The following is a 23,170-nucleotide window of genomic DNA, read 5'->3' as shown; positions in this document are numbered from 1 at the left end:
CGTGGACCTCGCGCTCCTCTACAGCGGCGGCAAGGACTCTTCGCTCGCCGCACTGCTTCTCGATACGTTCTACGACGTGACGCTCGTGACCGCACACTTCGACGTCACCGACGACTGGAAACACGCCAGAGACGCCGCGCTCGAACTCGGCTACGAGTTCGAGACGCTCGAACTGGACCACGACGTGGCCGAGAGCGCCGCGACGCGCATGGTCGAAGATGGCTACCCACGAAACGGCATCCAGCAGGTCCACGAGCACGCTCTCGAATCCGTGTGTGGGATGGGATTCGACGCCGTCGCCGACGGAACACGCCGAGACGACCGAGTCCCGTCCATCTCGCGGGCGCAGGCACAGAGCCTCGAAGACCGCCACGGCGTCGATTACCTCTCTCCCCTGTCGGGATTCGGACGCAGTGCGGTCGACCGCCTCGTGGAATCCCACCTCCACGTCGAGACCGGACCGTCCGAAGAGATACCCAAGGCCGACTACGAAGGCGAACTCCGAACCCTCATCGCAACAGAACACGGGCCCGACGCCGTCGAAGAAGTGTTCCCCGCCCACGTCCAGAGTTACGTCCACGGACGCCGATAGTCGGTCGCTGTCGGGGAGACGCTCCGCTCACATCGGTATCGCGTCGCTTTTCACGGTACCCGTCACCGAGTAAATCATGGACCCCGGTATCTTCTACGCCGTCCTCGCCGCCCTCGGCTGGGGCGTCTACATCTTCGTCCTCAAGCGGTTCTTCAGTGCGTACTCGGGTGCGCAAATCGCCGTCGCGGTGAACGCGTTCGCCCTCCTCTGGTACGCACCGGTCACGGCGACGAGACTCGACCCCGATTCGGTTCCCTCCCTCGCGACGCTCGGAGTGTCCGGTATCGCCGTCGTTGCCGCGACAATCGTGTTCATCGGCCTCGGGTTCGTCTTGTTCATCTACGCGCTCGACGGCGGTGACGTGTCCTACGTCGCACCCATAAACAAACTCGTCCCGGTGTTCGTCTTGCCTATCGAGATTCTCCTGTTGTCGGAGCATCTGACTGCGCTTCAACTCGGTGGCGTCGCCGTGGCGACGATGGCGGTGTACGTCGCCAACTACGAAGGCGGCGGCCTCTTCGACCCGCTTCGCCGGGCCGCAACCTCTCGGCCAGCGCAGTTCGCACTGGCGAGTGCGGCCTGCTACGCCGCGAGCGACGTGGGAAAGCGCGTCGGGTTACAGGAACTGGCCATCCCGACGACGCTCTGGGTGCCGATTCTATTCGTCGGCGGTGCACTCGTCTTGTTCCCACTCGCCGTCCGCGACTGGCGACCGATTCGACAGGAACTCCCGCGATTCGCTGCCGCCGGCCTCCTCGTCGCCGGCAGTGAGCACGTCACCTCGGTGGCGTTCTCGCTGGTTCCCGCAAGTATCGGGTCGCCCATCATCAACACGCAGGCCGTCGTGGCGGTCATCCTCGGCGGCGTCATCCTCCGCGAATCCCAGTTCGGCACCCGCCTCGTCGCGGCGTTCCTCGCCGTCGCCGGTGTGGCACTCATCGCCATCGGCGACGTGGGGATGCTCGTCGCTGCCGTCAGGTAGCCCGAAGAGGCCACACGGGGTCCGCGCGCCCGAACAACAGGTTTCAAGCGCGGCCTTCGCCAACCACTGTCCATGTACGAGCGACTCAAGGGATTTCGTGATTTCTATCCCGAAGAGATGTCGGCCCGACGAGCGGTCTTCGACACCGTCGAGACCACCGCGGCCCGGTACGGGTTCCGCGAAATCGGGACGCCGCACCTCGAACGGACGCAGATGTACGTCGACAAGTCCGGCGAGGAAATCGTCGACGAGTTGTACGCCTTCGAGGACAAGGGCGGGCGCGAAATCTCTCTCACCCCGGAGTTGACGCCGACTGTCGCCCGGATGGTCGTCGCGAAGCAGCAGGAACTGTCGAAGCCCATCAAGTGGGTCTCGACCCGTCCGTTCTGGCGGTACGAGCAGGTCCAACAGGGCCGGTTCCGCGAGTTCTATCAGACGAACGCCGACATCTTCGGGTCGACCGAACCGGAGGCCGACGCCGAGATTCTTGCGTTCGCGGCCGACGCCCTCTTCGACCTCGGCCTCACGGCCGACGATTTCGAGTTCCGCGTCTCCCACCGCGACATCCTCGGTGGTCTCCTGCGCTCGTTCGACGCCGACGTGGACCTTCGAGACGCCATCCGCGCCGTCGACAAGTCCGAGAAGGTCGAACGCGAAGAGTACCTCGGACTGCTCACCGACGCGGGTCTCTCGTACGACCAGGCCGACGAGTTCGCCACGCTCATCGAGCGTGGTGACCTCGACGAAATCGCCGAATTCGGCGGCGAGAACGTCGAGGCGGCGGTCGAAAACCTCCAGAACGTCCTCGCGGCGGCCGAGGACTTCGGTGCCGGCGACGTCTGTCACGTGTCGTTGACCACCGCCCGTGGCCTCGACTACTACACCGGCGTCGTCTTCGAGTGTTTCGACTCGACGGGCGAAGTCTCCCGCGCGGCCTTCGGCGGCGGCCGATACGACGACCTCATCGAGTCCTTCGGCGGCCAACCGACACCTGCTGTCGGTGTCGGCATCGGCGCTGCACCGCTCCAACTCCTCTGCCAACGCGCCGGTGTCTGGGAAGAAGAACTCAGCACGGACTACTACGTCCTCACCGTCGGCGACACCCGCGACGTCGCCTCTCGTATCGCCCGTGACCTCCGGGCGTCGGGCAACGTCGTCGAAGTGGACGTGTCGGGTCGGAGTTTCGGCGCGCAGATGTCCTACGCCGACTCCATCAACGCCGCCAGTGTCGTCATCGTCGGCGAACGCGACTTAGAGAACGGCGAAGTGACCATCAAGGACATGGAATCGGGCGACCAGACGACCGCACCCGTCGACGACTTCCCGGGTGACCGCGGCGAACCCACCTACGAAGACTACGAATAGGCCACCGGGAGTCGGGTCGGCGGCCTTCGTTCGGTGGTCCCTCGACCCATCCTGTGCGCACGATTCTCGCCGCGTGGTAGTCGCGAACGCGCTTTTCTCTCTCGCCAGCGTATCGACGACTGACATGTACGACACTATCCTCGTCCCGCTGGACGGAAGTGGTCCCAGTGACGCTGCACTCGACGAAGCACTCGACCTCGCACAGGCCGTCGACGCGACGGTTCACGCACTCTACATCGTCGACGAACGCGTCCTCCACGCGACACAACTCGACGCCGGTGGCCTCGTGCGCGCCTACGAAAAAGAGGGCGACCGAATCGTCTCGAAGGCCACCGAGGCCGGTGAAGAGGCGGGCGTCGAAGTCGTCACGGCAGTCGAACACGGGTCGCCGCATCGCGGCATCCTTCGGTACGCCGACGAACACGACGTGGACCTCATCGTGATGGGCACGCACGGTCGACGTGGACTGGAGCGTTACCTCATCGGGAGCGTCACCGAACGCGTCCTGCGGATGTCTGATACCCCGATACTCACCATCCGAGGCGAAGACTCGCCGATGGAGTCCGAATAACCGACCCATTTTTCGAACGCAGTCACGTCGCCCCAGAGATAGACCGTTAAGTACAGTCAGGGGAAACGCCCAGACATGCGCGCGTTCCGTATCGCCTACGATGGCCGCCCGTACTACGGGTTTCAGCGGCAACCGGACGTGCCAACCGTCGAAGACGCGATTCTCGACGCTTGCCGTTCGCTCGGGGTCTGTGAGGGAGACGCCGTGCCCACAGGGTACGCCGCCGCGGGGCGAACAGACGCAGGTGTCTCGGCGCTCGCGCAGACCGTCGCGTTCGAGTGCCCCGACTGGTGTACGCCGCGCGCGTTGAACTCCGAACTGCCGGGGACGGTCAGAGCGTGGGCCGCCGCGGACGTTCCGGGCGACTTTCACGCCAGGCACCGCCCGAACAGGCGGGAGTACGTCTACGACCTTCACGCACCGGCCGAGTCGTTCGACGACGGGCGAGCGACAGACGCGTTCGACGCCCTCCGCGGCGAACACGACTTTCACAACCTCACACCCGACTCCCACGGCACCGTTAGAACGATAGATGGCGACCTGACCAGAGACGGCGACTTCCTCGTCGTCCGCGTCGAAGCAGGGGGGTTCGCCCGCGAGTTCGTCCGCCGGTTCGTCTCGCTCCTCCACATCGTGGCGTCGGGAGCGGCCCCAATGTCGAAGATTGACGACGTCCTCGGCCCGGCGCACCTGAAAGGTCCCGACGGCATCCCGCCCGCCCCACCCACACCACTCGTCCTCACGGCAGTCGACTATCCCGGCGTCGCGTTCGAAGCCGACCCCGACGCGGCCGAGAGTGCCGTCGACGCGTTCGGCGAGCGAGCACTCGAAGACCGTATCGGGTGGCGCGTCGGGTCGCGTATCCGTGATGGAATCGGGGCCGAGTAGCGAGATGTTCGGGACCGGGGAGCGAGGCGTCGCTGCCGTGGGTTCGGCCGGAAACGGGTCAATAGCTCTCCAGAGGGGTTGGTTTCGCTCATAGCAAGCCTATCGTTCTCGGCGTCTGAACGCTCTGGTATGACGTACGACGCTGTCATCTTCGACAACGACGGCGTACTGACGGAACCCACGTTGCTCGAAGTGCAGCGTGAGGCGGTCCGACGAGCGTTCGCCGAGTTCGACGTCGACCCGACGACCGAAGCAATCGACGGCGTCATTCACGGCGGCCTCACGCGCCTGCGACGCATCTGTTCGGTCCACGAAGTCTCGGTCGACGAGTTCTGGCCACGCCACGAGACCCACGCCGCCGAAGTCCAACTGGAGTGTCTGGAGAATGGGACGAAACCGCTGTACGACGACGTGCAGACACTCGACGAACTCGACCACCCACTCGGCATCGTGAGCAACAATCAGCACGCGACCATCGAACACATCCTCAACGTGTACGACATGACCGACCACTTCGAGGTTGCCTACGGGCGCGACCCGACAGTCGAGGGTGCACGCGTGAAGAAACCGGATCCACACTACATCGAGCGAGCGATGGACCGACTCGACGTCGAGAAGGCACTCTACGTCGGCGACAGCAACGTCGACGTGGTGGCCGCGAATCGCGCTGGCATCGACTCGGCGTTCGTCCGTCGCCCACACAGGGACGGGTACGCCCTCGCGGCCGAACCGACGTACGAACTCGACTCACTCGACGAGTTACTCGCAGTGTGCTGAGTCGCGCAGACACCGACGTCGAAACGTGACCGAAGGATGACCTATAAGAGATGTTGAACTGACACTTATTCGCGTGGGCAGCGTCGTCTCCGTATGGGAGAACTAGAGACTGAAGCCGAGATGACGCGTACAGAGATTGCATCGTATCTCCGAGAACTCGCCGACCAACTCGATGGTGACGGTGCGGTGACGCTAGAACTCGGTGGTCAACAGGTGTCGTTGACGCCGACAGACCCCGTGACGTTCAAACTCGAAGGCGAGTCCGACTGGTCGCACGGAGACACAGAGGCGAAACAGAGCATCGAGTTCGAGTTGGTGTGGTGGACTGCGGCCGAGACTGCCGACGAAGGCGCGTTGAACGTCGAAGGCTGACAACTCGACAGGTCCCACGACTGCAGTAAAGAGTCGGGCGATAGACACATTACTCCGCTTTCCCACGGGTCGCTATGGACCGGTCTACCGCGTGGGACGCAACCCTCCGAATCGTCTTCGGCCTCTTCGTCGTCGGAATCGGAAACGCAGTCGGTGGCTTTCTCGCGAGTACGACGGGCATCTTCGGCCTCGCTCTCTACTTGCTCGTGGCGGTGCCGACGTTCGTCTACGGGATGTTCTACGTCGTCGTCGGTGCCGGAATGGTCGTCGAGGCGGGGACGAAGAGCGCACTCGAACAGTCGGTCGTGACCGTCGACGAGACACGTCAGCAGGCGGGGACCGACCGCAGGAACACAGACACAGAAGGGGACGACAGCGACTCCACAGGTGGTTCCTGACCTGTAATCAGCCCTCGTTCCACCCGTCGGGCCAGATACCCGCCGCCTTCATCCCCGTCTCGAAGTTCTCCCGTCGGAAGGCGGCGGCGAGTTCGTCGTCGTCGAGTCGCGGGACTGTTCCGTCGGCCGCATCGGCCGCGAGTTCTCGCACGAGAAGCGCGGTCAACATCGCGTGTTCGCGGATGTTCCGGTCGTCTACTTTGTCGCGCGTGTCCGCGTGGGTGTGACCCCATCCGCGCCCGCGTTCACCGCTGTCGCTGTGGAGTTGGACCGCCGGAATCCCGACGCGGACGAACGGCCACTGGTCGCTGAACGGGTGTGGTTCGGGTTCGACACGAATCGGGTGGCGCGTCTCGTCGGCGACGCGGGTCGCTACCTCGGCCGTCGCCTCTGAGGCGTGCGTCATCGCCACGAGGTCCCGAAATCGTCCCGCGCCGTCGACGTTCACCACGGCGGCGACACGGTCGAGGTCGAGCGTCTCGACGAGGTGTTCCGCGCCGGTCAACCCGAGTTCTTCGGCACCGACGCCAACGACGCGGACACCGAGTGCGAGGTCCATCTCGGCGAGGATTCGTGCGGCGGTGACGACGGTAGCGATGCCGCATCCGTTGTCCAGCGCACCTTCGGCGATATCGTGGGCGTCGTAGTGCGCACAGAAGACGAGTTCGCGGTCCGTGTCCGGGCCGAGGTGACCGACGACGTTTCGACTCTCGCCCGGTTCGGTGTCGGCATCGACCGTGAGACGGGCCTGTCCACCTCGGTTCGCGTAGTCACGCAGCCACGACCCCGTCTCGTTGCTCACCCCCACCGCGGGTGCGAGTGCCTCCTCGTCGTAGCGAAGTGCACCCGTCGGTGGGAGTTGCCCCGGGACGTGGTTGACGAAGACGAACGCCACCGCACCCGAGTCGATTGCGTAGTTGAACTTCTCCATGCGGTGGACGAACCGACCGCCGGGAGGTGTCGTCGTACTCGCGACGACGATTGCACCGTCTACGTCGTGGTCGTCGATTTCGGCGGGTGTCCCGTAGCCGACGTCCACGAGTGGTCCCGACACGTCGGCAGGCGGGGAGTACGGGAGTGCAATCGTCTCGAAGGACCGTTCGTCGGGTGCTGTGAGTTCGAGCGTCGTCTCACCGCGCGTCCAGTGAGCCATCTCGAACGGGTCGAACGCGACGCGTTCGACGCCGGCGTCGGCGAAGGCGTCGGCGACGATGTCGCCCGCGCGGGCGTCCCCCTGTCCACCCGCCATTCGGTCGCCGAGTGCGGTCAGTCGAGTGAGGAACTCCCACGGGCGGCCATCGGTCCACGTTCGAGCGAACGCCGCACGGGCGGGAGGAGAGAGGTCGTCCATGCACCGTCCACTCTCCCTCACGTCAAGTGGCTTGTGCCGAAGGTGCCGACAACTCGGATAAAAAATTTATCCCTAACTTCTAACTAATTTGACGTGGTAGCGACGATTACCATGCCACAATGTCAGAATTGCAGTTCTTTCGTGACGGAAGGCTACGTCAGGGTGTTCGCCCCCGAAGGCATGGAGGAGCCACGAGTCTGCCCTCACTGTGAGGACATGGTTCGTGACGGTGCGCAGGTCCGTCAAGCGCGAGCGACGCGACACTAATCTCGGCACCACTTCACCCACTCTTCTCCTCGCCGGCGGTCGATTGGCAAGGCTTACCACCCACGCGTGCGACGGGTGAGTCATGAGTTCGGTTCCCGAGCGGAGCGACATCGACGAGGAGTACAAGTGGGACCTCGACAGCATCTACACCTCCGACGAGGAGTGGGAACGCGCGTACGAGGACGTTGCCGAGCGAATCCCCGAACTCGAAGCGTACGAGGGTCAGGCGACGGAAGACGCCGAGACGCTCCTCGAACTCCTCGAGACGATGGAGTCGGTCCTCCGCGAGGTATCGATGGTCGTCTCCTACGCCAACCTCCGAAGTAGCGAAGACACCCGAAATCAGGAGTACCAAGCGCAGTCCGGTCGCGCCGAGGCGCTGGCGTCGAAAGCCCGAAGTGCGGTCAGCTATCTCGACCCCGAACTGCAGGAACTCGACCGCGACGAGATTCAGGCGTTCGTCGACGAGGAACCGGCGCTCGAAGCCTACGAACACTACTTCGACGACGTGCTTCGGACGAAAGAACACACGCGCTCGGCCGAAGTCGAAGCGGTCCTCGCCGACCTCTCGGACGTGACTGGGTCACCGAGCGACATCTACTCGATGCTCGCGAACGCCGACTTGGAGTTCCCGAGTGTCGAAAAGCCCGACGGCACCGCCGTCGAGATTACGCAGGGCAACTTCACGAAACTCCAGAAGCACCCCGACAGAGCGTTCCGTCGGACGGTCCACGAGGAGTTCTACGACCGCTGGGCGGACGTGCGCAACACCGTCGGGTCGTCGCTGAAGAACAGCGTCAAAGCCGACGTGAAGAAGGCCCGCATCCGCAACTACGAGACTGCTCGGGAGGCCGCACTCGACGGCCCGAACGTGCCGGTCGACGTGTACGATAACCTCCTCGACACCGTCCGCGACAACCTCGAACACCTCCACCACCACGCGGAACTGAAGCGGAAGGCAATCGGTGCCGACGAGTTGCAGATGTGGGACCTCTACGTCTCACTGACGGGAGACCACGGCCCGGAGATTCCATACGAGCAAGCGAAGGAGTACATCGTCGAGGCCGTCGAACCACTCGGCGAGGAGTACCAGTCACGGATGGCCGAAGGCCTCGAAACCCGCTGGGTCGACGTGTACGAGAACCGTGGCAAGCGCGCCGGTGCGTTCTCGGCGGGCACCTACGACACCCAGCCGTTCATCATGATGAACTATCAGGACGACGCGGCGTCCATGTTCACCCTCGCACACGAGTTGGGCCACTCGATGCACTCTGAACTCGCCAACGACGCCCAACCGTGGCACGACGCGAGTTACGACATCTTCACTGCGGAAGTCGCCTCAACGGTCAACGAGACGCTCCTCACCGAGTACCTGTTGGAGAACGTCGACGACGACGAACTTCGGATGCACGTCCTCGACGAGTACCTCGAACGCTTCCGCTCCACGCTGTTCCGCCAGACGATGTTCGCGGACTTCGAACTCCAGATTCACGAAATCGTCGAAGAAGACGGTGCGCTCACCCCGGACCGCTTCGACCAACTCTACGGCGACCTGAAGGCCGAATACTACGCCCCGGCGGAGACAGACGACCACATCGCCCGCGAGTGGATGCGTATCCCTCACTTCTACTACAATTACTACGTCTACCAGTACGCGACGGGTATCTCGGCGGCGGCGGCAATCGTCGAACGCATCCGCGAGAACGGCGAGTCTGCGGCCGCAGACTACCGTGACGCCCTCGCACTCGGCGGCAGCGAGTATCCCCTCGACGTGCTGAAGACGGCCGGTGTGGACATGACCGAACCCGAACCGATAGAAGACGCGATGTCGGTGTACGAGTCGTTCCTCGCCGAAGCGGAGACGCTTCTCGACCTGTAGCCCGAAAAACAGCGGCGGTTAGCCGAGTTGGACGATTTTCGCCCGTCCAGAGACGCTGTTGATGTGGACGTTGTACTCACCTTGTTCGTCGCTCGCGTGGACGACCCACGCGGTCCGTTGGTGCGACGGCGACTCGACGACGGCGTCTTCGTGGCCGGCGAGTTGGAGTTTCTCGCGGGCGATTTGCTGTGCCTGAAGCGGTGACTTCACCGTCTGCTCGCCGTCGCCGAGTCGAATCGTCGTCACGGGAATCGAGACGTGTCGGCCGACGCGTTCTGCGACGCTTCCATTCAGGAGTCTGTCGACGCCCTCGCGGCCGTGGGTTCCCATGACGATGAGGTCCACGTCCCCCGTCTCCGCGTACTCGGCGATGGTCGTCGCTGGGTCACCCTCGGCGACGGTCGTATCCACTGTGACGCCGTGTTCGTCGGCGCGTTCGCGAACGTCTTCGAGTGCGCGCCGTCCGCGTTCGGCGACCGACTTGTCGGCCGATTCGTCGCCGGAGTGGGGACCCGCGACGTACAGTGCGTGAATCTCCGCGCCGACGGCGTCGGCGAGGTGGACGGCGTGGCCCACGGCGTTCTCGGCTTCTGGACTACCATCGACGGGGACGAGGATGTGAGTGTACATTGTAACCCTCCTGAACGGGGATACGTCGTGAAGGGGGTAATAGCGCTTATTCCGTTCCTATTTTTCGAGAACGATGTCCCCGGTATGTAGTCTAAAAGCGCGTAGTTCGAGCCGAGCGCCGCGTACGACGGCGCCGTCCAATCATGAATGACGGATGGAACATCGTCGTCTGCGTCAAACAGGTACCCGACGCGGACGACGTCACGATCGACCCCGATACAGGGACGTTGAACCGATCCGACGCGCCCGCGGTCCTGAACAGGCCCGACCACAACGCCGTCGAGTCGGCGCTCGCACTCCGCGAAGCGGTCGGCGGGACGGTGACTGCGATTACGATGGGCCCGCCGCCGGCGAAGGCCGTCCTCCAGACGGCAGTCGGTGCCGGTGCCGACGGTGGCGTCTTGCTGACCGACCGTGCCTTCGGCGGCAGTGACACGTGGCCGACGAGCCTCGCACTCGCGCGGGCGGCAGAAGAACTCGACGCCGACGTCGTCATCTGCGGCGAAGAGAGTACCGACTCTTCGACCGGACAGGTACCGCCCGGCATCGCCGCCCACAACGGGTGGTCACAACTCACCTACGTCGAGTCGCTCGAACCGCGACCCGACGAGGACGTTCTCGTCGGCAAACGAGACGTCGAAGGTGGCTACGAGCGTGTCGCGGCGAAACTCCCCGTCGTGGTGGCGATGGAGTTCGGTGCCAACAGGCCGCGACCCGCCGGACTCCACCGGAAAATCTTCGCCGAGACGGAGTTCGAACCGGTCGAATGGACTGCCTCGGACCTCTGCATCGAAGACCGAGTGGGCCTCGCCAACTCGCCGACGAAAGTCGGCGGCATGGACACGGCGTCACCGGTCGAACGCGAACGCGTCCGCGTCGACGACGTGGACGACCTGTACGAACACATCATGGAGGTGCTCTGAATGACAATCGACATCGACGACTACCGAGACGTCTGGGTGTTCGTCGAACAGCACGAAGGGGACGCGGCCCCCGTCTCGTGGGAACTGCTCTCGAAGGGACGCGAACTCGCCGACGAGACGGGCGAATCGCTCATCGCACTCGTCATGGGTGACGGCGTCTCGCACCTCGCAGAAGAGGCCGTCGCGCGCGGTGCCGACCACGCACTCCTCGCCGACGACCCGGTGTTCGAACCCTACCGGGCCGACCCGTACGGCGAGCAGTTCCGCGCACTCGTGGAAGAACGAAAACCGAGTATCGTCCTCATCGGCGGGACGCACACCGGCCGCGACTTCGCGGGCCGCGTCGCCGTCCCGGCACACGCCGGACTCACCGCCGACTGTACCGAACTCGCCGTGGACGACGAAGGACTCCTCCTCGCGAGTCGCCCGACCTTCGGCGGCGACGCGATGGCGACCATCAAGTGCCCGTCGCACCGCCCACAGATGGCAACGGTCCGCGCCGGTGTCTTCGACGCCAGCGAGGCGACTAAAGACGACGTCGACGCTGCGGCCGCCGTCGAAGAAGTCAACGTCGTCGTCACCGAAGAAGACACACTCTCGACGGTCATCGAACGCGTCGTCAGCGACGTGGTCGACATCACCGACGCCGACGTAGTCGTCGCCGGTGGCGCGGGGGCAGAAGGTGACTTCGAACCCATCGTCGAACTCGCTGAGGCCCTCGGTGGCGAAGTCGCCGCCAGTCGTGCCGCCGTCGACGAGGGGTGGGTCGAACCCGCCCGACAGGTCGGCCAGACAGGCAAGACCGTCCGCCCGCATCTCTACATCGCTGCCGGCATCTCGGGTGCCGTCCAGCACCTCGAAGGGATGAACGACAGCGACTACGTCGTCGCCGTCAACACCGACCCGAACGCGGCCATCTTCGAACACGCCGACTACGGCATCGTCGGCGACCTCCACGAGGTGCTTCCAGCACTCACTGCGATGATTCGCGAGAAACAGGAGGTGGCAGTATGAGCGCCCAAGAGACCAACGGAAGCCTGCAACTCCCGAAGATGCAGTCCGAGACGCCGGACTACAACGACGCCTACGACGCAATCATCGTCGGTGCGGGTCTGGCAGGGACCGCCGCGGCGCTGACGATGGCACGCGAAGGACTCGACGTCCTGATGCTCGAACGCGGCCCCGCACCGGGGACGAAGAACGTCTTCGGCGGGGTGCTCTACACGCCGACCATCCGCGAGTTGGTCGACGTCGACAGTGCGCCGACAGAGCGTTACATCGCCGAAAAGCGCTTCTCGATGCTCACCTCGGACGGTGACGAGACGGCCGTCTCGATGCGGCCCGGCGCGTGGCGCGACGAACCACACAACGACTCGTACACCGTCCTCAGGCGTCGGTTCGACGAGTGGTTCGCCAAACAGGCAGTCGAAACAGGCGCGACGCTCATCACCGAGACGACGGTGACGGGACTCGTCCGCGACGGGCGGAAAATCGTCGGCGTGAAGACCGACCGACCAGACGGAGAGATTCGCGCTCCGGTGGTCGTCCTCGCCGAAGGGGCGAACTCGCTCGTGAGCGAAGGCGAAGGCCTGAAAGACCGCCAAGAGCGCGAAGCGGTCGCCGTCTCGGTCAAAGAGGTGTTCAAACTCGACCGAGAGACCATCGACGACCGGTTCCGCCTCGACGGCGACGCCGGTGCGGCCTACAACTACTTCGGCGAAGGTGCTGTCGGCGACGCGGTCGGCGGCGGGTTCGTCTACACGAACAAACGCTCCGTCAGCGTCGGTGTGGCCTACCGCATCGAAGACGCCGCGAACGGCCAGACGCCCGAAGCGACCCTCGACGCCTTCGAATCGCACCCGGCAGTCGCACCGCTCATCCGCGGTGGTCGACGCATCGAATACTCTGCGCACGTCATCCCAGAAGGCGGGGCGAAGGCGATGCCGGACCTCGTCCACGACGGGGCCGTCGTCGTCGGCGACGCCGCCGGACTGGTGCTGAACAGCGGCGTCCACCTCGAAGGGACCAACATGGCCGTCGAGAGTGGGTACCACGCCGGCAAGGCGATTGCGTCCGCCCTCGCAGACGGCCGGAGCGACGAAGCAGCACTCGCGGCCTATCCGCGCGACCTGAAGGACTCCTTCGTGGTCGAAAACCTGCGGCACTACGACTGGTTCCAACAGACCATCGCGGACGACCGGAAGTTCCTCTTCGAGGACTTACCGCGCGCACTGGCCGACGCCGAGACGGAGTACTTCAAGATGGACCGCACGGCGAAAGACGAACACACTGACGCGGCACGTGACCGCCTCCTCGACGCCGCCGGCGGGTGGTACGGCGCGGCGAAGCGTGCGTGGCGTTACCGGAGGATGTTATCATGAGCACAGCACAACCCCACGTCCCAGACGTAAGCATCGAGGACCGTCTCTACACGGTCAAGTACCGCGACGCCGGTGAGTCACACCTCGGCGTCAAGGACCCGGACATCTGCGTCGAGTGCACGTCGAACGAGTGTACGCAGGTCTGTCCGGCGGCGGTCTGGACAGTCGAAGAAGATAGCGACGGCGTTCCATCCATCGCCTACGAGAACTGCCTCGAATGTGGGACCTGCCGGTTCGGGTGCCCCCACGACAACGTCAGATGGGAGTACCCGAAGACTGGCGGTGGCGTCGTGTTCAAACAAGGGTGAGGGTAGTTCGGCCCTCGACAACCATTTTTCGTCACGAGAGCACGTGAGAGACGCGTCTCCAGCCAGTTGGCTACTTTGTCGTCGGCCACAAATCACATAAGGTTAGCTAGTCTACATATCACGGGAGGCCATAGAGACGTGACTGACGACTGCTTTCGGCTGATGATAGACGAACCAACCGAAGTCGAAGAGATCGTCCTCGGCTTTCGGATGCGAGGAGAGTTCCACGAACTCGTCTCGATTACCCCGCCAGTCGAAGCAACGTTGCAAGAACGGTAGTGGTGTGGTGTGTCGGGTTCGTCGGAGCAGGCCACTCGAGTATGGTGGTACTCGAGTGGACTCAGCCGGCACAGACGAGTGGACACATCCAGCGAGAAGAGTAGTCGTACAGGCCACGAATCAGTGGTCCATATCTGACAGCGAGCGCTTCCGGTCAATCCAGTCAGCCAGCAGAAAGTCTTCGGCCCAATTGATATTCGGTGAGGATTTCCGTGCAGCTTCTACACGAAGACCCATCGAGGTATTTGGTGCCTCATCGATGGGAACGATGTACGACTGTTCGAGGTCGGGAGAGTAGACGGCAAATATATCGATTTGACCGTCGTACCCTTCTTTTTTCACTCGTCGGGTCAGCGTACCCGAACTCCGTGTCTCGAATTGGACTCGTCCATCTGTTAGCCGTCCAGTTTTCACCTGCACGCGATAGAACTCTCCGCAGAGTTGGATGACAAAATCGTACCGCTCGTTGTCGCCAAATGGCTCCAATACTGTGACGCCGGTACGAACGAATTCGAAGAGAACCGCGGCTTCACTGCACTGACCACGTTGTTTTGGATGTGTCACACCCTCCATGGTTTCACAACTTGCCAACTATACATGAATGTCTACCGTGCGGCGAAAGTGGTTATGACAGAGAAGACAGAATCATATGGAATCTGAAAAGAATGGCATGCTGAATAGAGAGGGTGAGTTCAGCACCACCGAGGGATGTCAATCGACCCGACGGGCACGATTCACGTAGCATTGCAAACCACGGTCGGACGGAATCAGAATCGACGTATGACAGAGATGGCGGCACTAACGGCGATGATACCGACAACAATTCCAACTGTGGCAAACAGGAAAAAGTGTTCATTACCATCAGAAACGAAGTATCCAATATCAGCAAGTACAATCAGTGCGAGGGCATGAATCAACGTCTGGAGGTCTGTCTGGGTGCGAATTGACTGGAGTTTTTCAGCCGTTTTGGAGGGCATATTCAAAAAACGGAGAATGCGTGTTTAGAGGTGTTGTCCTTCGGCACACCACACCCACACTCCGGATGCTGACTAGGTGCTCACCATTCAGCACGGCCTCGAAAAACCCATCAGCAATTGGAATACCTCGGCAGTGCCACAACGAGCTATCGAGGGTGACTCGGCGAACGCCATCAGCGAGAGGCACTCAGCAGACAGACTGTACCGGGAGAAATCACTCAGGTGTGTGAAAACGGGCTGGGAGAGACGTGAACCTCAGTCGCTCACTCCGTTCGCTCCCTGATTCAAGTCCTCCCAGTAGTTCGACTATCGCTCGCTGTCGCTCGCGAATGTAAGAACGGGCTGGGAGGGACTTGAACCCCCGACCGTCTGGTGTCTTCCGAAACCACGCAACCTGCGTAGCCCCGTTAAAAGCCAGACGCTCTGCCTAACTGAGCTACCAGCCCTCGTCCGATTCGAGGGTGGGGATACTGATAAGCGTTTATTTTCGTTCCCCCACCTGCTTTGTACCCCGTTCCCGTCTCCCATGTATGGACCTACGCGACTTCGTCGACACGCTCCTCCGATTCGAGAGCGTCGGCCACGCCGAAGCGCCCGCACAGACGTGGTTCAAAAACCGCCTGCACGACTTCGGGTTCGAGACGTACGAGTGGAGCGCGAACCCCCGTCGACTCGCCGAGCATCCGTCGTTTCCGGACGACTCCGACGATATCGTGACGATAAACCGCCCGAGCGTCGCGGGAGTCTTGGAGTTCGGCGACCCTGACGCAGGGAAGACCATCGTCCTCAACGGCCACGTCGACGTCGTCCCCGCCGACGCGGAACTGTGGTCGCACGCACCGTTCCTGCCGCGGTGGGACGACGACGCCGGGACGGTCAGTGCCCGCGGTGCCGCCGACATGAAGTCGGGACTTTCAGCGTGCGTCTTCGCCGCACTCGACCTCAAAGACGCAGTCGAATCTGGGTCGCTCGAACTCGACGGCCGTGTCGTCGTAGAGAGCGTCGTCGGCGAAGAAGAAGGTGGAATCGGCGCGGCGGCCGCCGCGCTGGACAACCCGTACCCATTCGACCGAGACGCCGCACTCGTGGCCGAACCGACGCGACTCGAACCCGTCGTCGCCACCGAAGGGTCGGTGATGAAGCGACTCCACCTGACCGGTCGGACCGCACACGCGGCCTCACGGTGGCGCGGCGTGGACGTGCTCCCGAAGTTCGAGGCGATTCGTGAGGCCTTCTTCGACCTCGAAACCGAACGCTGCGACCACGTCTCGCACCCGCTGTACGACTACCCGGTTCCGTGGCCAATCTGCGTCGGGCGCGTCGAGGCGGGGTCGTGGGCGTCCAGCGTCGCCGGGACGCTCACCGCGGAGTGGCGACTGGGGGTCGCACCGGGTGAGAGCGTCGCCGAGGTGGAACGAGCGTTCGAAGCGCGACTCGAACGGGTCGTCGCCGAAGACGAATGGCTCTCCGAGCACCCGCCGACGTTCGAGCGATTCTCCGTCCAGTTCGAACCCGCCGAAGTCGACGTCGACGAACCGGTCGTCGAAGCGCTCCGGGCCACGCTCCGAGACCACTCGCTCGGCGACGAACCGGTGGGTGCGACCTACGGCGCGGATTCGCGACTCTACGTAGAAGCGGGTATCCCAACCGTCGTGTTCGGACCGGGGAACATCGACCAAGCGCACTTCCCCGACGAGACTATCGAGTGGGCCGAAGTCGAGACTGCCCGCGACGTGATTCGAGAGACGGCACAACGATTCCTTCAGTCGAAGTAGGCCGACAGTGCCTCGGCAACCACGTCGCCCGGGTCGGTGTCGTCTAACGAGGCGCGGCGGCGGAGTTCGAGGTAGACGTCCGGTGGGAGCGACACGCCTACCGTTCCGACGGCGACGCCGTGGTCGGCGAGAGCGTCGGTGACCGGCGTGCCGTCGTTGACTTCGCTGGCGAGGCGGCGGACCTCTCGAACCGTCAAGTCACCGTCCAGCGTCGCCCACGCGAGGTGGAGTCGAGCGTCACCGGGGACGCGAGCGATGTGTTTCGCGGCCGTCGGCGCGATGTTGCCGCGCGCGACGTGTCGACGGACCGACTGCGGCAGGTCGTGGACGCGCGCCCACTTGCGGATGAACGAGACGGAGACGTCGCCGCCGGCCATCTCGGCGGCCTGTTTGTAGGAACCGACACCACGGACCAGTGCGGCACAGGCGGCGGCACCCCTGAGCATGAAGACGTGGTCGTCGCCCGCCGACGATTCGGCGAACGAGCGGACTGTGCGGGCGGCCTCCTCGACACTGGCCGGGTCGTTCGGGTCGAACCCGACTGCCTCACGGGCACGGTCACCCGTGACGGCAGGGTCACCGCGGACGACCGGTTCACCGACCGGTTCTCGCCGGTCGGCCGGGGCCCGACTGGTGCGTCGGTGTTCGTCGTTCGTCATCTACGGGAGGATTTCGCGTTCTCGGTTAAAAACGTCCCCCTGCGTGGCGAGTTTCGCGCGCGAGCGCTCACTCCTCACGGGATTCCGAGAGATGCGACCAGATTTCGGTACACCCGGCACCGTCTTCGAGGTCGTCGAGGTGGGCGGCGGGGTCGCGTTCGTCGTCTTCGTCGTCTGCATGCTCGGGTTCAGGTTCGAGTTCGACGTCCGTCGTCATTCGTCGTCCTCCGTCGATTCGAACAGTTCGGGAGCGGCGTCGGCGGAGGCGTGTTGTCGGGCGGCGGTGCGGCGGTCACTCATCACTTCCTCGGTAACGAGGGGAGACGCATAAGGGAATCCGCACCTGTAAGGTGTACCCGTACTCCCGGGTATCGGAACCGGTTGCCACTACCTCGGACAGGGTTTTACGACCAAAATCGACCGACGAAGGCACCGTGCGGTGACGACAGGCCGTCGCGCCCTCCTGCGGGGATTGCGGCCGTCGTCCCGCATAGGTACTCGGACCACGGAGTGGGGAGTATGAGTGTCTCGCTACGCGTCCTCGACGACGGGGCGTGGGTCTCCGTGAACGACGCGAGGGAAGTGAGCGTAAGTGAACTCTGGCGCCTCGACGACCCGTCATTCTGTGGGTGTGACCTGCCAGACTTCGTCGTCGAGAACGTCCTCTCGGTCGGCGTGGACGGACGAACCGTCACCGCGAGCGTGTATGGCCAGTGCATCGGGTGTGGTGAGACGGGCGTCCCCGGGTGGGTTCCCGTTGGCCGCCTCTCTGACGGGAGATTCGCGGATATCGACCGTGAGAACACCGTTCTCCCGGTGTACGACGGCGACGACAGGTAGACGGCAACATTCTCCGGTGTTCGGCAGCACCGGGAAGGGTTGACGGTACGCTCGGGACCTTACGTGGGCGAATATTTGGAGTTCGTACGAATGCCCACGGACGTCGAACGGTGGAAGTCAGAAGTCTACGGTACCGAGATACGAGAGCATCTGTTCCAGTTCGCCGAAGAGGGGTGGGAGTTCATCCCCGAAGACGAGCGAGACGCGTGGTTCGAGCGCTTCAAGTGGTGGGGCCTGTACCACCAGCGGAACGGACAGGAGTCGTACTTCATGCTGCGCATCGGGACGCCGAACGGCCGTCTCGAACCCGGCCAACTCCGCGTCGTCGGCGAAGTCGCCAAAGAGTACGCGACGGGGCCGGGAACGAACCCCATCTTCGGTGACGCCTACGCCGACTTCACCACCCGCCAGTCGATTCAACTGCACTGGATTAAGCTCGAAGACGTGCCTGCAGTCTTCGAGAAACTCGAAGCACACGGCCTCTCCGCACAGCAAGCGTGTGGTGACTCGTGGCGAAACATCGTCGGGAACCCGATGGCCGGCGACGACGCCACCGAAGTCGTCGACGCGTGGCCCGTGATTCAGGAACTCAACGAGACGTTCAAAGGGAACGACGACCACTCGAACCTCCCTCGGAAGTGGAAGGTGTCGGTCACGGGGACGCCCGACGGGTCCGGGCAAGGCGACATCAACGACCTCGCCCTCGAACCGGCGTACAAGGAAATCGACGGCGAAGAACAGGTCGGCTTCAACGTCCGCGTGGGCGGTGGCCTCGCCCGCAACGAACCGCGCCTCGCCCGCGACATCGACGTGTGGGTCGCACCAGAAGACGCTTCGGCCGTCGCCGGCGGTCTGTCTGCACTCTTCCGCGACCACGGTGACCGCGAGAACCGCTACAACGCCCGCATCAAGTTCCTCGTCGACGAGTGGGGCACCGAGAAACTGCGCGAGACGCTCCAAGCGGACTACGTGGACTTCGAACTGGAGACCGCTGGCGAAGACGTGCGTGACCAGTACACCTACAACGCCGGTGGCGAGGGCCGAAACGACCTCCTCGGCGTCCACGAGCAGAAAGACGGGTCGAACTTCGTCGGCCTGAACGTCCTCGTCGGTCGGATGGGCGCAGACGACGTGTTGGAACTCGCCGACCTCGCAGAACAGTACGGGTCGGGTGCGGCCCGCTTGACCCAGCGTCAGAACGTCATCGTCCCGGACATCCCGGACGGTGAACTGGACGACTTCCTCGCCGAAGGCCTGCTCGAACACTACTCGCCCGAGCCATCGCCGTTCATGCGCGGGTCTGTCGCCTGTACGGGAACCGAGTTCTGTTCGCTCTCCATCGTAGAGACGAAGAACCGGCAGGTGCGCTTCGCGCGTTGGCTGAAGGAGAACGTCGAACTCCCAGACGGAATCGACGAGTTCCACATCCACCTCTCGGGGTGTACGGCCTCGTGCGCTCAGCCACAGATTGCGGACGTGAGCCTCCGCGGCATGAAGACTCGCAAAGACGGAGAGCCAGTCGAGGCCCTCGACATCGGCCTCGGCGGCGGCCTCGGCGAAGAACCGCAGTTCACCCGCTGGGTCACCCAGCGCGTCCCCGTGGACGAGGTGCCGGGCGCAATCGAGAACCTCCTCGCCAACTTCGACGACCAACGCGACGGTGACGAGACGTTCCGCGAGTTCGTCCTGCGACATGACGACGACGAACTCGCCGACCTTGTCGAGCCCGAAGAGACCAGTTACGAGGACCCGATGATGCACAACACGAAGCGCACGTGGTACCCCTACGCCGAAGACGACGATTTGGACGCGAGTCCCGCGCCGAGTCTGGCCGACGGGACGCCCATCACGAGCGACGACTGACTACCGGCCACCGCCTCACTTCCAGATGAGGCCTTCGAACCCGCCGCGGAGGACGACGGACTCGTCGGCCACCTTCCGACAGACGATGTCGGTCTCGACGTCGTAGCGGTCCTCGCGAGCGACGACACTGGTCGGTGTCACTTCACAGCGAATCGTCTCGCCGGTGTACACCGGGGCGAGGAACTCGAACTCCATCGACCGGGCGAGGACTTCCAGTTCGCCGCCGATTTGCGTCGGGAGCGTTGCAGTCAACAACCCGTGGACGACGAGTCGGCCGTCGTCGTCGGGGTCGGTGTGAATCGGTTGCTCGTCACCGGAGAGGACCGCGAACGCGTCGACTTCCGCCGTGGTGAACGTTCGCTCTCTGACGAGCGTCTCTCCCTCCGTCGGCACGTCGGGGGTGGACATATCCTGCCCGACGGCCGACCGCGGGATAGTTCTTCACCCGCGCACGCGAACGACTGCCGAAGCGAGCACGACAGAGGCCACACACACGGAACCCGCAGACACCACACGTAACTCCGGACACCACCACACACTCACCCATCCATGCCAGACCGTATCCTCACCGTCAACGCCTACACCACCCTCGACTTGGTCGACGGAACCGCACAGGGTCACGACTTCGACGAGTCCGCGTTCGCGGTGCTCAACGTCACCTCACCGCGGAAGAACCCCGACGCCGTGACGCTCGAACTCGAACTCGACGGGACGCAACTCGACGCACTGCCACCGCACGCAGACCGCGTTTCGCTGTCACCCGACGAAGCGCGAACGCTGGCGGCCGACCTCGAAAAACACGCCGACCGCGTCGAAGCGGCGAGAGACGACTGACCAACACCTCCTGATTTTCTCCTGATTCGCCGCCCCGCCAGTGAACCAAGTCGACAGCCAGAGGGGGCACTGGCAACACGCACCATGGTTACTTTTCTCTCGATTTGGTTCAAATTGTCCCGAAACAACCTCTGTTTGGTAATGATTCATCCACCCACACACCCAATCGTTAGACATATGGCGAAGTGAGCCAAACGATAGGTCGTGCTAAAGACGAGGCCTTCACGCCGTCCACGCATTGCCCGTCGACCCCTCACTACCTCCCGCGCTCACCCGGCGAATCGAACGCCGGCCACAGCGCGGGGGGTGGTGGCGTGAGTCGTCACCGGACCCTCGTCCTCTTCGTCGCCGCCGCGGTGCTGTTCGGCACCTCCTTCGTCGGCATCAAAGCGGCCATCGGTGCGATTCCACCAGTCCTGTTCGCGGCCTTCCGCGTCGACGTCGCCGCCGTCGTCTTGCTGACGCTCGTCGCAGTCCGCGGTGGGTACTGGCGTCCCCGGACACGTGCCGACGTGCTCGGTATCCTCGTGAGTGCCGCGTTCGTCCTCGGCGCGAACAACGTCCTGTTGTTCCTCGGCCAGCAGAACGCGACGTCGGGCGCTGCGGCAGTCATGTACAGTATCCTGCCCATCGCCTCGCCGATGTTCGCCGTCTTCCTCCTCGACGACGAGCGAATCTCGGCCGTCGACGCCGTGGGCATCCTCTTCGGACTCGCAGGCGTCGTCGTCATCGTCGGCCCACAGAGCGTCCTCGGCGGTGGGAGTGTCGGACAGGCACTCGTCGCTGGTGCGGCACTCTCTGTCGCCTTCGGGACCGTCTTGCTCAAGCGCGTTGCCCCGACCATCGGGACGATTCCGATGACTGCGTGGGCGATGGCCGTCGCAGGTGTCGGAATTCACGCCGTCAGTCTCGGACTCGGCGAACTTCCCTCGCAGGTGGCGTGGTCGCCGACTATCGTCGCGGCAATCCTCTACGTGGGGATGCCAGCGACGGCGGCAGCGTACCCGGTGTACTTCGCCCTGCTCGCAGAGGCAGGCCCGGTTCGCGGCAACCTCGTCGCCTACGCGATGCCAATCGTGGCGACACTCTCGGGATGGGCGTTCCTCGGCGAGTCCATCTCGGCAGGGACGGTTCTCGGGTTCGGTGTCATCGTCTCCGGGTTCCTGTTGGTCCACCGCGAGAGCGTGGCGAACGTCCTCGGGACGCGGGTCAAACGGCCCGCAGAAACAGAGTAGCAGAGATGCCCAGAATCGGCTCGCAGAGCCGACCGACCGCGACGCTCAGACCGTGACGCGCCGCCGAATCGTGGCAGCGACGTCGACGAGCGCGTCTTTTTTCATCGCCGCGAATCCGACGAAGATAGCGCCGAATCCGACGAACGCGGTCGTCTCGATGGCGTGGCCGAGGAGGACGAGACTCAACACCGCCGCGACGACGGGTTCGAGGTAGCCGATGAGATTGAGTTCCGTCGGGCCGAGGCGGTCTAAGAGTTCGAAGTAGAGCAGGAACGCCACCGCACCCGAGACGAGTGTCAAGTAGAGGAACGATGCGATACCGACGGGTGCCCACTCGATTGCGGCGAGTGACTCACCGCGGAGTAGTCCCCAGACGTGGAGGATGACACCGCCGCCGAACATCGTCCACGCCTGCATCGACTGGACCGGAAGGTCCGTTCGAAGCGGCCGGGTGAGGACCGACCCGAGGGCGAACGAGACGGCACCGAGGAAGATGAGGACGATACCGAGGCCCTGTGCAGAGCCGAGGATGCCAACGCCCGGGTCGGCGACGAGCACGACACCTGCGAAGCCTGCGAGGAGGCCGAGGACACCCGTCTTGCCGAGCGAATCGCCCGAGAGAATGGCCGACGCGAAGACGGCGGTCAGGATGGGCGAGAGACTGATGATAATCGAGGCGATGGCACCGGGGACGTGGTTCTGGCCGAGGTAGAGCAGTCCGTGGTACGCACCGATGATGAACACCGCACTGATGGCCGTCGCGAGCAGTTCGTCTCTGGTCTGTGGCCGCCACCGGTCGGTCGAGTACACGGCGTACGCGAGCATTATCAGGCCAGCGGCCTCGTAGCGTATCGCCGCGAACGTCAGCGTCGGGAAGAACTCCAAGCCGACTTCGATGGCGACGAACGACGTCCCCCACATCGCTGCGAGAGCGACGAACATCAGCGGCGTCGTCGGAAGGTTTCTCCAAGAGATATGCGTCATGGTCGAATCTGCTTCAACCGTCAGGGGCCGACGTTGTTAA

The 23,170-nt window shown here is 63.7% G+C and carries 28 protein-coding genes and 1 tRNA gene; 20 read left to right on the top strand and 9 right to left on the bottom strand.

The genetic code is table 11. The features are described from left to right. Position 1 precedes the first annotated feature (1 nt). The 8 genes from GJR96_RS06300 to GJR96_RS06265 all read left to right on the top strand — a co-directional run bounded on the left by GJR96_RS06300 (position 2) and on the right by GJR96_RS06265 (position 5,945). Positions 2–592 (top strand): DUF7411 family protein, encoded by a 591-nt coding sequence (locus tag GJR96_RS06300; protein WP_151162158.1) that lies wholly within the window; start codon positions 2–4, stop codon positions 590–592. Between the two features lie 76 nt (positions 593–668). After that, on the top strand, positions 669–1,574 hold the full coding sequence (locus GJR96_RS06295) for a DMT family transporter (RefSeq protein WP_151162157.1): 906 nt from the start codon (positions 669–671) through the stop codon (positions 1,572–1,574). A 72-nt stretch (positions 1,575–1,646) separates the two neighbouring features. Beyond that, the gene (hisS, locus tag GJR96_RS06290) at positions 1,647–2,939 is read left to right on the top strand and encodes a histidine--tRNA ligase (RefSeq protein WP_151162156.1); all 1,293 of its coding nucleotides are present in this window, start codon (positions 1,647–1,649) and stop codon (positions 2,937–2,939) included. Between the two features lie 124 nt (positions 2,940–3,063). Then, a complete protein-coding gene (locus GJR96_RS06285) occupies positions 3,064–3,510 on the top strand; it encodes a universal stress protein (RefSeq protein ID WP_151162155.1) in 447 nt (148 codons plus the stop codon). Positions 3,511–3,585: 75 nt separating this feature from the next. Continuing rightward, positions 3,586–4,398, top strand: coding sequence for a tRNA pseudouridine(38-40) synthase TruA (gene truA / locus GJR96_RS06280; protein ID WP_151162154.1), 813 nt, complete (start codon positions 3,586–3,588; stop codon positions 4,396–4,398). Positions 4,399–4,527: 129 nt separating this feature from the next. After that, positions 4,528–5,175, top strand: a complete 648-nt coding sequence (locus tag GJR96_RS06275; RefSeq protein WP_151162153.1) for an HAD family hydrolase — start codon at positions 4,528–4,530, stop codon at positions 5,173–5,175. A 93-nt stretch (positions 5,176–5,268) separates the two neighbouring features. Beyond that, positions 5,269–5,547 (top strand): amphi-Trp domain-containing protein, encoded by a 279-nt coding sequence (locus GJR96_RS06270; protein ID WP_151162152.1) that lies wholly within the window; start codon positions 5,269–5,271, stop codon positions 5,545–5,547. A 74-nt stretch (positions 5,548–5,621) separates the two neighbouring features. After that, on the top strand, positions 5,622–5,945 hold the full coding sequence (locus tag GJR96_RS06265) for a hypothetical protein (RefSeq protein WP_151162151.1): 324 nt from the start codon (positions 5,622–5,624) through the stop codon (positions 5,943–5,945). A gap of 7 nt (positions 5,946–5,952) precedes the next feature. Here the strand turns inward: GJR96_RS06265 and GJR96_RS06260 are convergent, their stop codons facing one another. Continuing rightward, a complete protein-coding gene (locus GJR96_RS06260) occupies positions 5,953–7,296 on the bottom strand; it encodes a M28 family metallopeptidase (RefSeq protein ID WP_151162150.1) in 1,344 nt (447 codons plus the stop codon). Between the two features lie 111 nt (positions 7,297–7,407). Between GJR96_RS06260 and GJR96_RS18605 the strand changes: the two genes are divergently transcribed. Next, positions 7,408–7,563 (top strand): DUF7563 family protein, encoded by a 156-nt coding sequence (locus tag GJR96_RS18605; RefSeq protein ID WP_449271778.1) that lies wholly within the window; start codon positions 7,408–7,410, stop codon positions 7,561–7,563. A gap of 82 nt (positions 7,564–7,645) precedes the next feature. Next, complete coding sequence (gene pepF, locus GJR96_RS06255) at positions 7,646–9,442, top strand: oligoendopeptidase F (RefSeq protein ID WP_151162149.1); 1,797 nt, start codon at positions 7,646–7,648, stop codon at positions 9,440–9,442. Between the two features lie 18 nt (positions 9,443–9,460). Here the strand turns inward: pepF and GJR96_RS06250 are convergent, their stop codons facing one another. Next, on the bottom strand, positions 9,461–10,072 hold the full coding sequence (locus tag GJR96_RS06250) for a universal stress protein (protein ID WP_151162148.1): 612 nt from the start codon (positions 10,070–10,072) through the stop codon (positions 9,461–9,463). A gap of 143 nt (positions 10,073–10,215) precedes the next feature. On the opposite strand from GJR96_RS06250, the gene GJR96_RS06245 reads away from it, so the two are divergent. The 5 genes from GJR96_RS06245 (at position 10,216) to GJR96_RS06225 (ending at position 13,963) form a co-directional block, all read left to right on the top strand. Then, the gene (locus GJR96_RS06245; protein WP_151162147.1) at positions 10,216–10,995 is read left to right on the top strand and encodes an electron transfer flavoprotein subunit beta/FixA family protein; all 780 of its coding nucleotides are present in this window, start codon (positions 10,216–10,218) and stop codon (positions 10,993–10,995) included. Then, the gene (locus GJR96_RS06240) at positions 10,996–12,009 is read left to right on the top strand and encodes an electron transfer flavoprotein subunit alpha/FixB family protein (RefSeq protein ID WP_151162146.1); all 1,014 of its coding nucleotides are present in this window, start codon (positions 10,996–10,998) and stop codon (positions 12,007–12,009) included. Next, complete coding sequence (locus tag GJR96_RS06235) at positions 12,006–13,376, top strand: FAD-dependent oxidoreductase (RefSeq protein WP_151162145.1); 1,371 nt, start codon at positions 12,006–12,008, stop codon at positions 13,374–13,376. The genes GJR96_RS06240 and GJR96_RS06235 overlap by 4 nt, the downstream gene beginning before the upstream one ends. Beyond that, positions 13,373–13,684 (top strand): ferredoxin family protein, encoded by a 312-nt coding sequence (locus GJR96_RS06230; protein ID WP_151162144.1) that lies wholly within the window; start codon positions 13,373–13,375, stop codon positions 13,682–13,684. Before GJR96_RS06235 ends, GJR96_RS06230 begins: the two co-directional genes overlap by 4 nt. 138 nt (positions 13,685–13,822) lie before the next feature. Then, complete coding sequence (locus tag GJR96_RS06225) at positions 13,823–13,963, top strand: hypothetical protein (RefSeq protein ID WP_154326183.1); 141 nt, start codon at positions 13,823–13,825, stop codon at positions 13,961–13,963. 120 nt (positions 13,964–14,083) lie between these two features. On the opposite strand, the gene GJR96_RS06220 is transcribed toward GJR96_RS06225, so the two are convergent. From GJR96_RS06220 to GJR96_RS06210, 3 genes are all read right to left on the bottom strand, one after another. After that, positions 14,084–14,536, bottom strand: a complete 453-nt coding sequence (locus GJR96_RS06220; RefSeq protein ID WP_151162143.1) for a group I intron-associated PD-(D/E)XK endonuclease — start codon at positions 14,534–14,536, stop codon at positions 14,084–14,086. 194 nt (positions 14,537–14,730) lie between these two features. Next, on the bottom strand, positions 14,731–14,940 hold the full coding sequence (locus GJR96_RS06215; RefSeq protein ID WP_151162142.1) for a hypothetical protein: 210 nt from the start codon (positions 14,938–14,940) through the stop codon (positions 14,731–14,733). Between the two features lie 338 nt (positions 14,941–15,278). Beyond that, positions 15,279–15,386, bottom strand: a tRNA-Lys gene (locus GJR96_RS06210). A gap of 84 nt (positions 15,387–15,470) precedes the next feature. Here GJR96_RS06210 and GJR96_RS06205 point away from each other — a divergent pair. Beyond that, positions 15,471–16,715 carry a M20/M25/M40 family metallo-hydrolase gene (locus GJR96_RS06205; RefSeq protein ID WP_151162141.1) on the top strand — a complete coding sequence of 415 codons (1,245 nt, stop codon included), beginning with the start codon at positions 15,471–15,473 and terminating at the stop codon, positions 16,713–16,715. On the opposite strand, the gene GJR96_RS06200 is transcribed toward GJR96_RS06205, so the two are convergent. Further along, positions 16,703–17,374 (bottom strand): DUF7119 family protein, encoded by a 672-nt coding sequence (locus GJR96_RS06200; protein WP_151162140.1) that lies wholly within the window; start codon positions 17,372–17,374, stop codon positions 16,703–16,705. The two genes, GJR96_RS06205 and GJR96_RS06200, sit on opposite strands and share 13 nt — an antisense overlap. Before the next feature lie 67 nt (positions 17,375–17,441). Continuing rightward, complete coding sequence (locus GJR96_RS18055) at positions 17,442–17,591, bottom strand: hypothetical protein (protein WP_191965814.1); 150 nt, start codon at positions 17,589–17,591, stop codon at positions 17,442–17,444. Positions 17,592–17,893: 302 nt separating this feature from the next. Between GJR96_RS18055 and GJR96_RS06195 the strand changes: the two genes are divergently transcribed. Further along, a complete protein-coding gene (locus GJR96_RS06195) occupies positions 17,894–18,214 on the top strand; it encodes a hypothetical protein (RefSeq protein ID WP_151162139.1) in 321 nt (106 codons plus the stop codon). 90 nt (positions 18,215–18,304) lie between these two features. Then, entirely contained in the window at positions 18,305–20,077 is a 1,773-nt protein-coding gene (locus tag GJR96_RS06190) for a nitrite/sulfite reductase (RefSeq protein WP_151162138.1), read from the top strand. Between the two features lie 15 nt (positions 20,078–20,092). Here the strand turns inward: GJR96_RS06190 and GJR96_RS06185 are convergent, their stop codons facing one another. After that, positions 20,093–20,485: a MaoC/PaaZ C-terminal domain-containing protein gene (locus tag GJR96_RS06185; protein ID WP_151162137.1), complete on the bottom strand. Its 393-nt coding sequence runs from the start codon at positions 20,483–20,485 to the stop codon at positions 20,093–20,095. A 141-nt stretch (positions 20,486–20,626) separates the two neighbouring features. On the opposite strand from GJR96_RS06185, the gene GJR96_RS06180 reads away from it, so the two are divergent. Together GJR96_RS06180 and GJR96_RS06175 are read left to right on the top strand one after the other, a co-directional pair. After that, entirely contained in the window at positions 20,627–20,911 is a 285-nt protein-coding gene (locus GJR96_RS06180) for a DUF6360 family protein (protein WP_151162136.1), read from the top strand. A gap of 314 nt (positions 20,912–21,225) precedes the next feature. After that, a complete protein-coding gene (locus GJR96_RS06175) occupies positions 21,226–22,146 on the top strand; it encodes a DMT family transporter (protein WP_151162135.1) in 921 nt (306 codons plus the stop codon). 45 nt (positions 22,147–22,191) lie between these two features. Here GJR96_RS06175 and GJR96_RS06170 read toward each other — a convergent pair whose 3' ends face one another. Then, positions 22,192–23,130 carry a DMT family transporter gene (locus tag GJR96_RS06170; protein ID WP_151162134.1) on the bottom strand — a complete coding sequence of 313 codons (939 nt, stop codon included), beginning with the start codon at positions 23,128–23,130 and terminating at the stop codon, positions 22,192–22,194. Between the last annotated feature and the right edge of the window lie 40 nt (positions 23,131–23,170).

Origin of the sequence: Haloferax litoreum, from assembly GCF_009674605.1 — an archaeon.
Classification (GTDB): Archaea; Halobacteriota; Halobacteria; order Halobacteriales; family Haloferacaceae; genus Haloferax; species Haloferax litoreum.
Note: the sequence above shows the minus strand (reverse complement) of the source record. Positions and strands in the feature narration are given on the sequence as shown.

Excerpts from the sequence above, each read along its gene's own strand:
- GJR96_RS06220 (WP_151162143.1), bottom strand. The coding sequence starts at position 14,536 with ATGGAGGGTGTGACACATCCAAAACAACGTGGTCAGTGCAGTGAAGCC.
- truA (WP_151162154.1), top strand. The coding sequence starts at position 3,586 with ATGCGCGCGTTCCGTATCGCCTACGATGGCCGCCCGTACTACGGGTTT.
- GJR96_RS06295 (WP_151162157.1), top strand. The coding sequence starts at position 669 with ATGGACCCCGGTATCTTCTACGCCGTCCTCGCCGCCCTCGGCTGGGGC.
- GJR96_RS06190 (WP_151162138.1), top strand. The coding sequence starts at position 18,305 with ATGCCCACGGACGTCGAACGGTGGAAGTCAGAAGTCTACGGTACCGAG.
- GJR96_RS06265 (WP_151162151.1), top strand. The coding sequence starts at position 5,622 with ATGGACCGGTCTACCGCGTGGGACGCAACCCTCCGAATCGTCTTCGGC.
- GJR96_RS06275 (WP_151162153.1), top strand. The coding sequence starts at position 4,528 with ATGACGTACGACGCTGTCATCTTCGACAACGACGGCGTACTGACGGAA.
- pepF (WP_151162149.1), top strand. The coding sequence starts at position 7,646 with ATGAGTTCGGTTCCCGAGCGGAGCGACATCGACGAGGAGTACAAGTGG.
- GJR96_RS06240 (WP_151162146.1), top strand. The coding sequence starts at position 10,996 with ATGACAATCGACATCGACGACTACCGAGACGTCTGGGTGTTCGTCGAA.
- GJR96_RS06185 (WP_151162137.1), bottom strand. The coding sequence starts at position 20,485 with ATGTCCACCCCCGACGTGCCGACGGAGGGAGAGACGCTCGTCAGAGAG.
- GJR96_RS06195 (WP_151162139.1), top strand. The coding sequence starts at position 17,894 with ATGAGTGTCTCGCTACGCGTCCTCGACGACGGGGCGTGGGTCTCCGTG.
- GJR96_RS06205 (WP_151162141.1), top strand. The coding sequence starts at position 15,471 with ATGGACCTACGCGACTTCGTCGACACGCTCCTCCGATTCGAGAGCGTC.
- GJR96_RS06170 (WP_151162134.1), bottom strand. The coding sequence starts at position 23,130 with ATGACGCATATCTCTTGGAGAAACCTTCCGACGACGCCGCTGATGTTC.
- GJR96_RS06245 (WP_151162147.1), top strand. The coding sequence starts at position 10,216 with ATGAATGACGGATGGAACATCGTCGTCTGCGTCAAACAGGTACCCGAC.
- GJR96_RS06270 (WP_151162152.1), top strand. The coding sequence starts at position 5,269 with ATGGGAGAACTAGAGACTGAAGCCGAGATGACGCGTACAGAGATTGCA.
- GJR96_RS06215 (WP_151162142.1), bottom strand. The coding sequence starts at position 14,940 with ATGCCCTCCAAAACGGCTGAAAAACTCCAGTCAATTCGCACCCAGACA.
- GJR96_RS06260 (WP_151162150.1), bottom strand. The coding sequence starts at position 7,296 with ATGGACGACCTCTCTCCTCCCGCCCGTGCGGCGTTCGCTCGAACGTGG.
- GJR96_RS06235 (WP_151162145.1), top strand. The coding sequence starts at position 12,006 with ATGAGCGCCCAAGAGACCAACGGAAGCCTGCAACTCCCGAAGATGCAG.
- GJR96_RS06180 (WP_151162136.1), top strand. The coding sequence starts at position 20,627 with ATGCCAGACCGTATCCTCACCGTCAACGCCTACACCACCCTCGACTTG.
- GJR96_RS06230 (WP_151162144.1), top strand. The coding sequence starts at position 13,373 with ATGAGCACAGCACAACCCCACGTCCCAGACGTAAGCATCGAGGACCGT.
- GJR96_RS06200 (WP_151162140.1), bottom strand. The coding sequence starts at position 17,374 with ATGACGAACGACGAACACCGACGCACCAGTCGGGCCCCGGCCGACCGG.
- GJR96_RS06250 (WP_151162148.1), bottom strand. The coding sequence starts at position 10,072 with ATGTACACTCACATCCTCGTCCCCGTCGATGGTAGTCCAGAAGCCGAG.
- GJR96_RS18605 (WP_449271778.1), top strand. The coding sequence starts at position 7,408 with ATGCCACAATGTCAGAATTGCAGTTCTTTCGTGACGGAAGGCTACGTC.
- hisS (WP_151162156.1), top strand. The coding sequence starts at position 1,647 with ATGTACGAGCGACTCAAGGGATTTCGTGATTTCTATCCCGAAGAGATG.
- GJR96_RS18055 (WP_191965814.1), bottom strand. The coding sequence starts at position 17,591 with ATGACGACGGACGTCGAACTCGAACCTGAACCCGAGCATGCAGACGAC.
- GJR96_RS06285 (WP_151162155.1), top strand. The coding sequence starts at position 3,064 with ATGTACGACACTATCCTCGTCCCGCTGGACGGAAGTGGTCCCAGTGAC.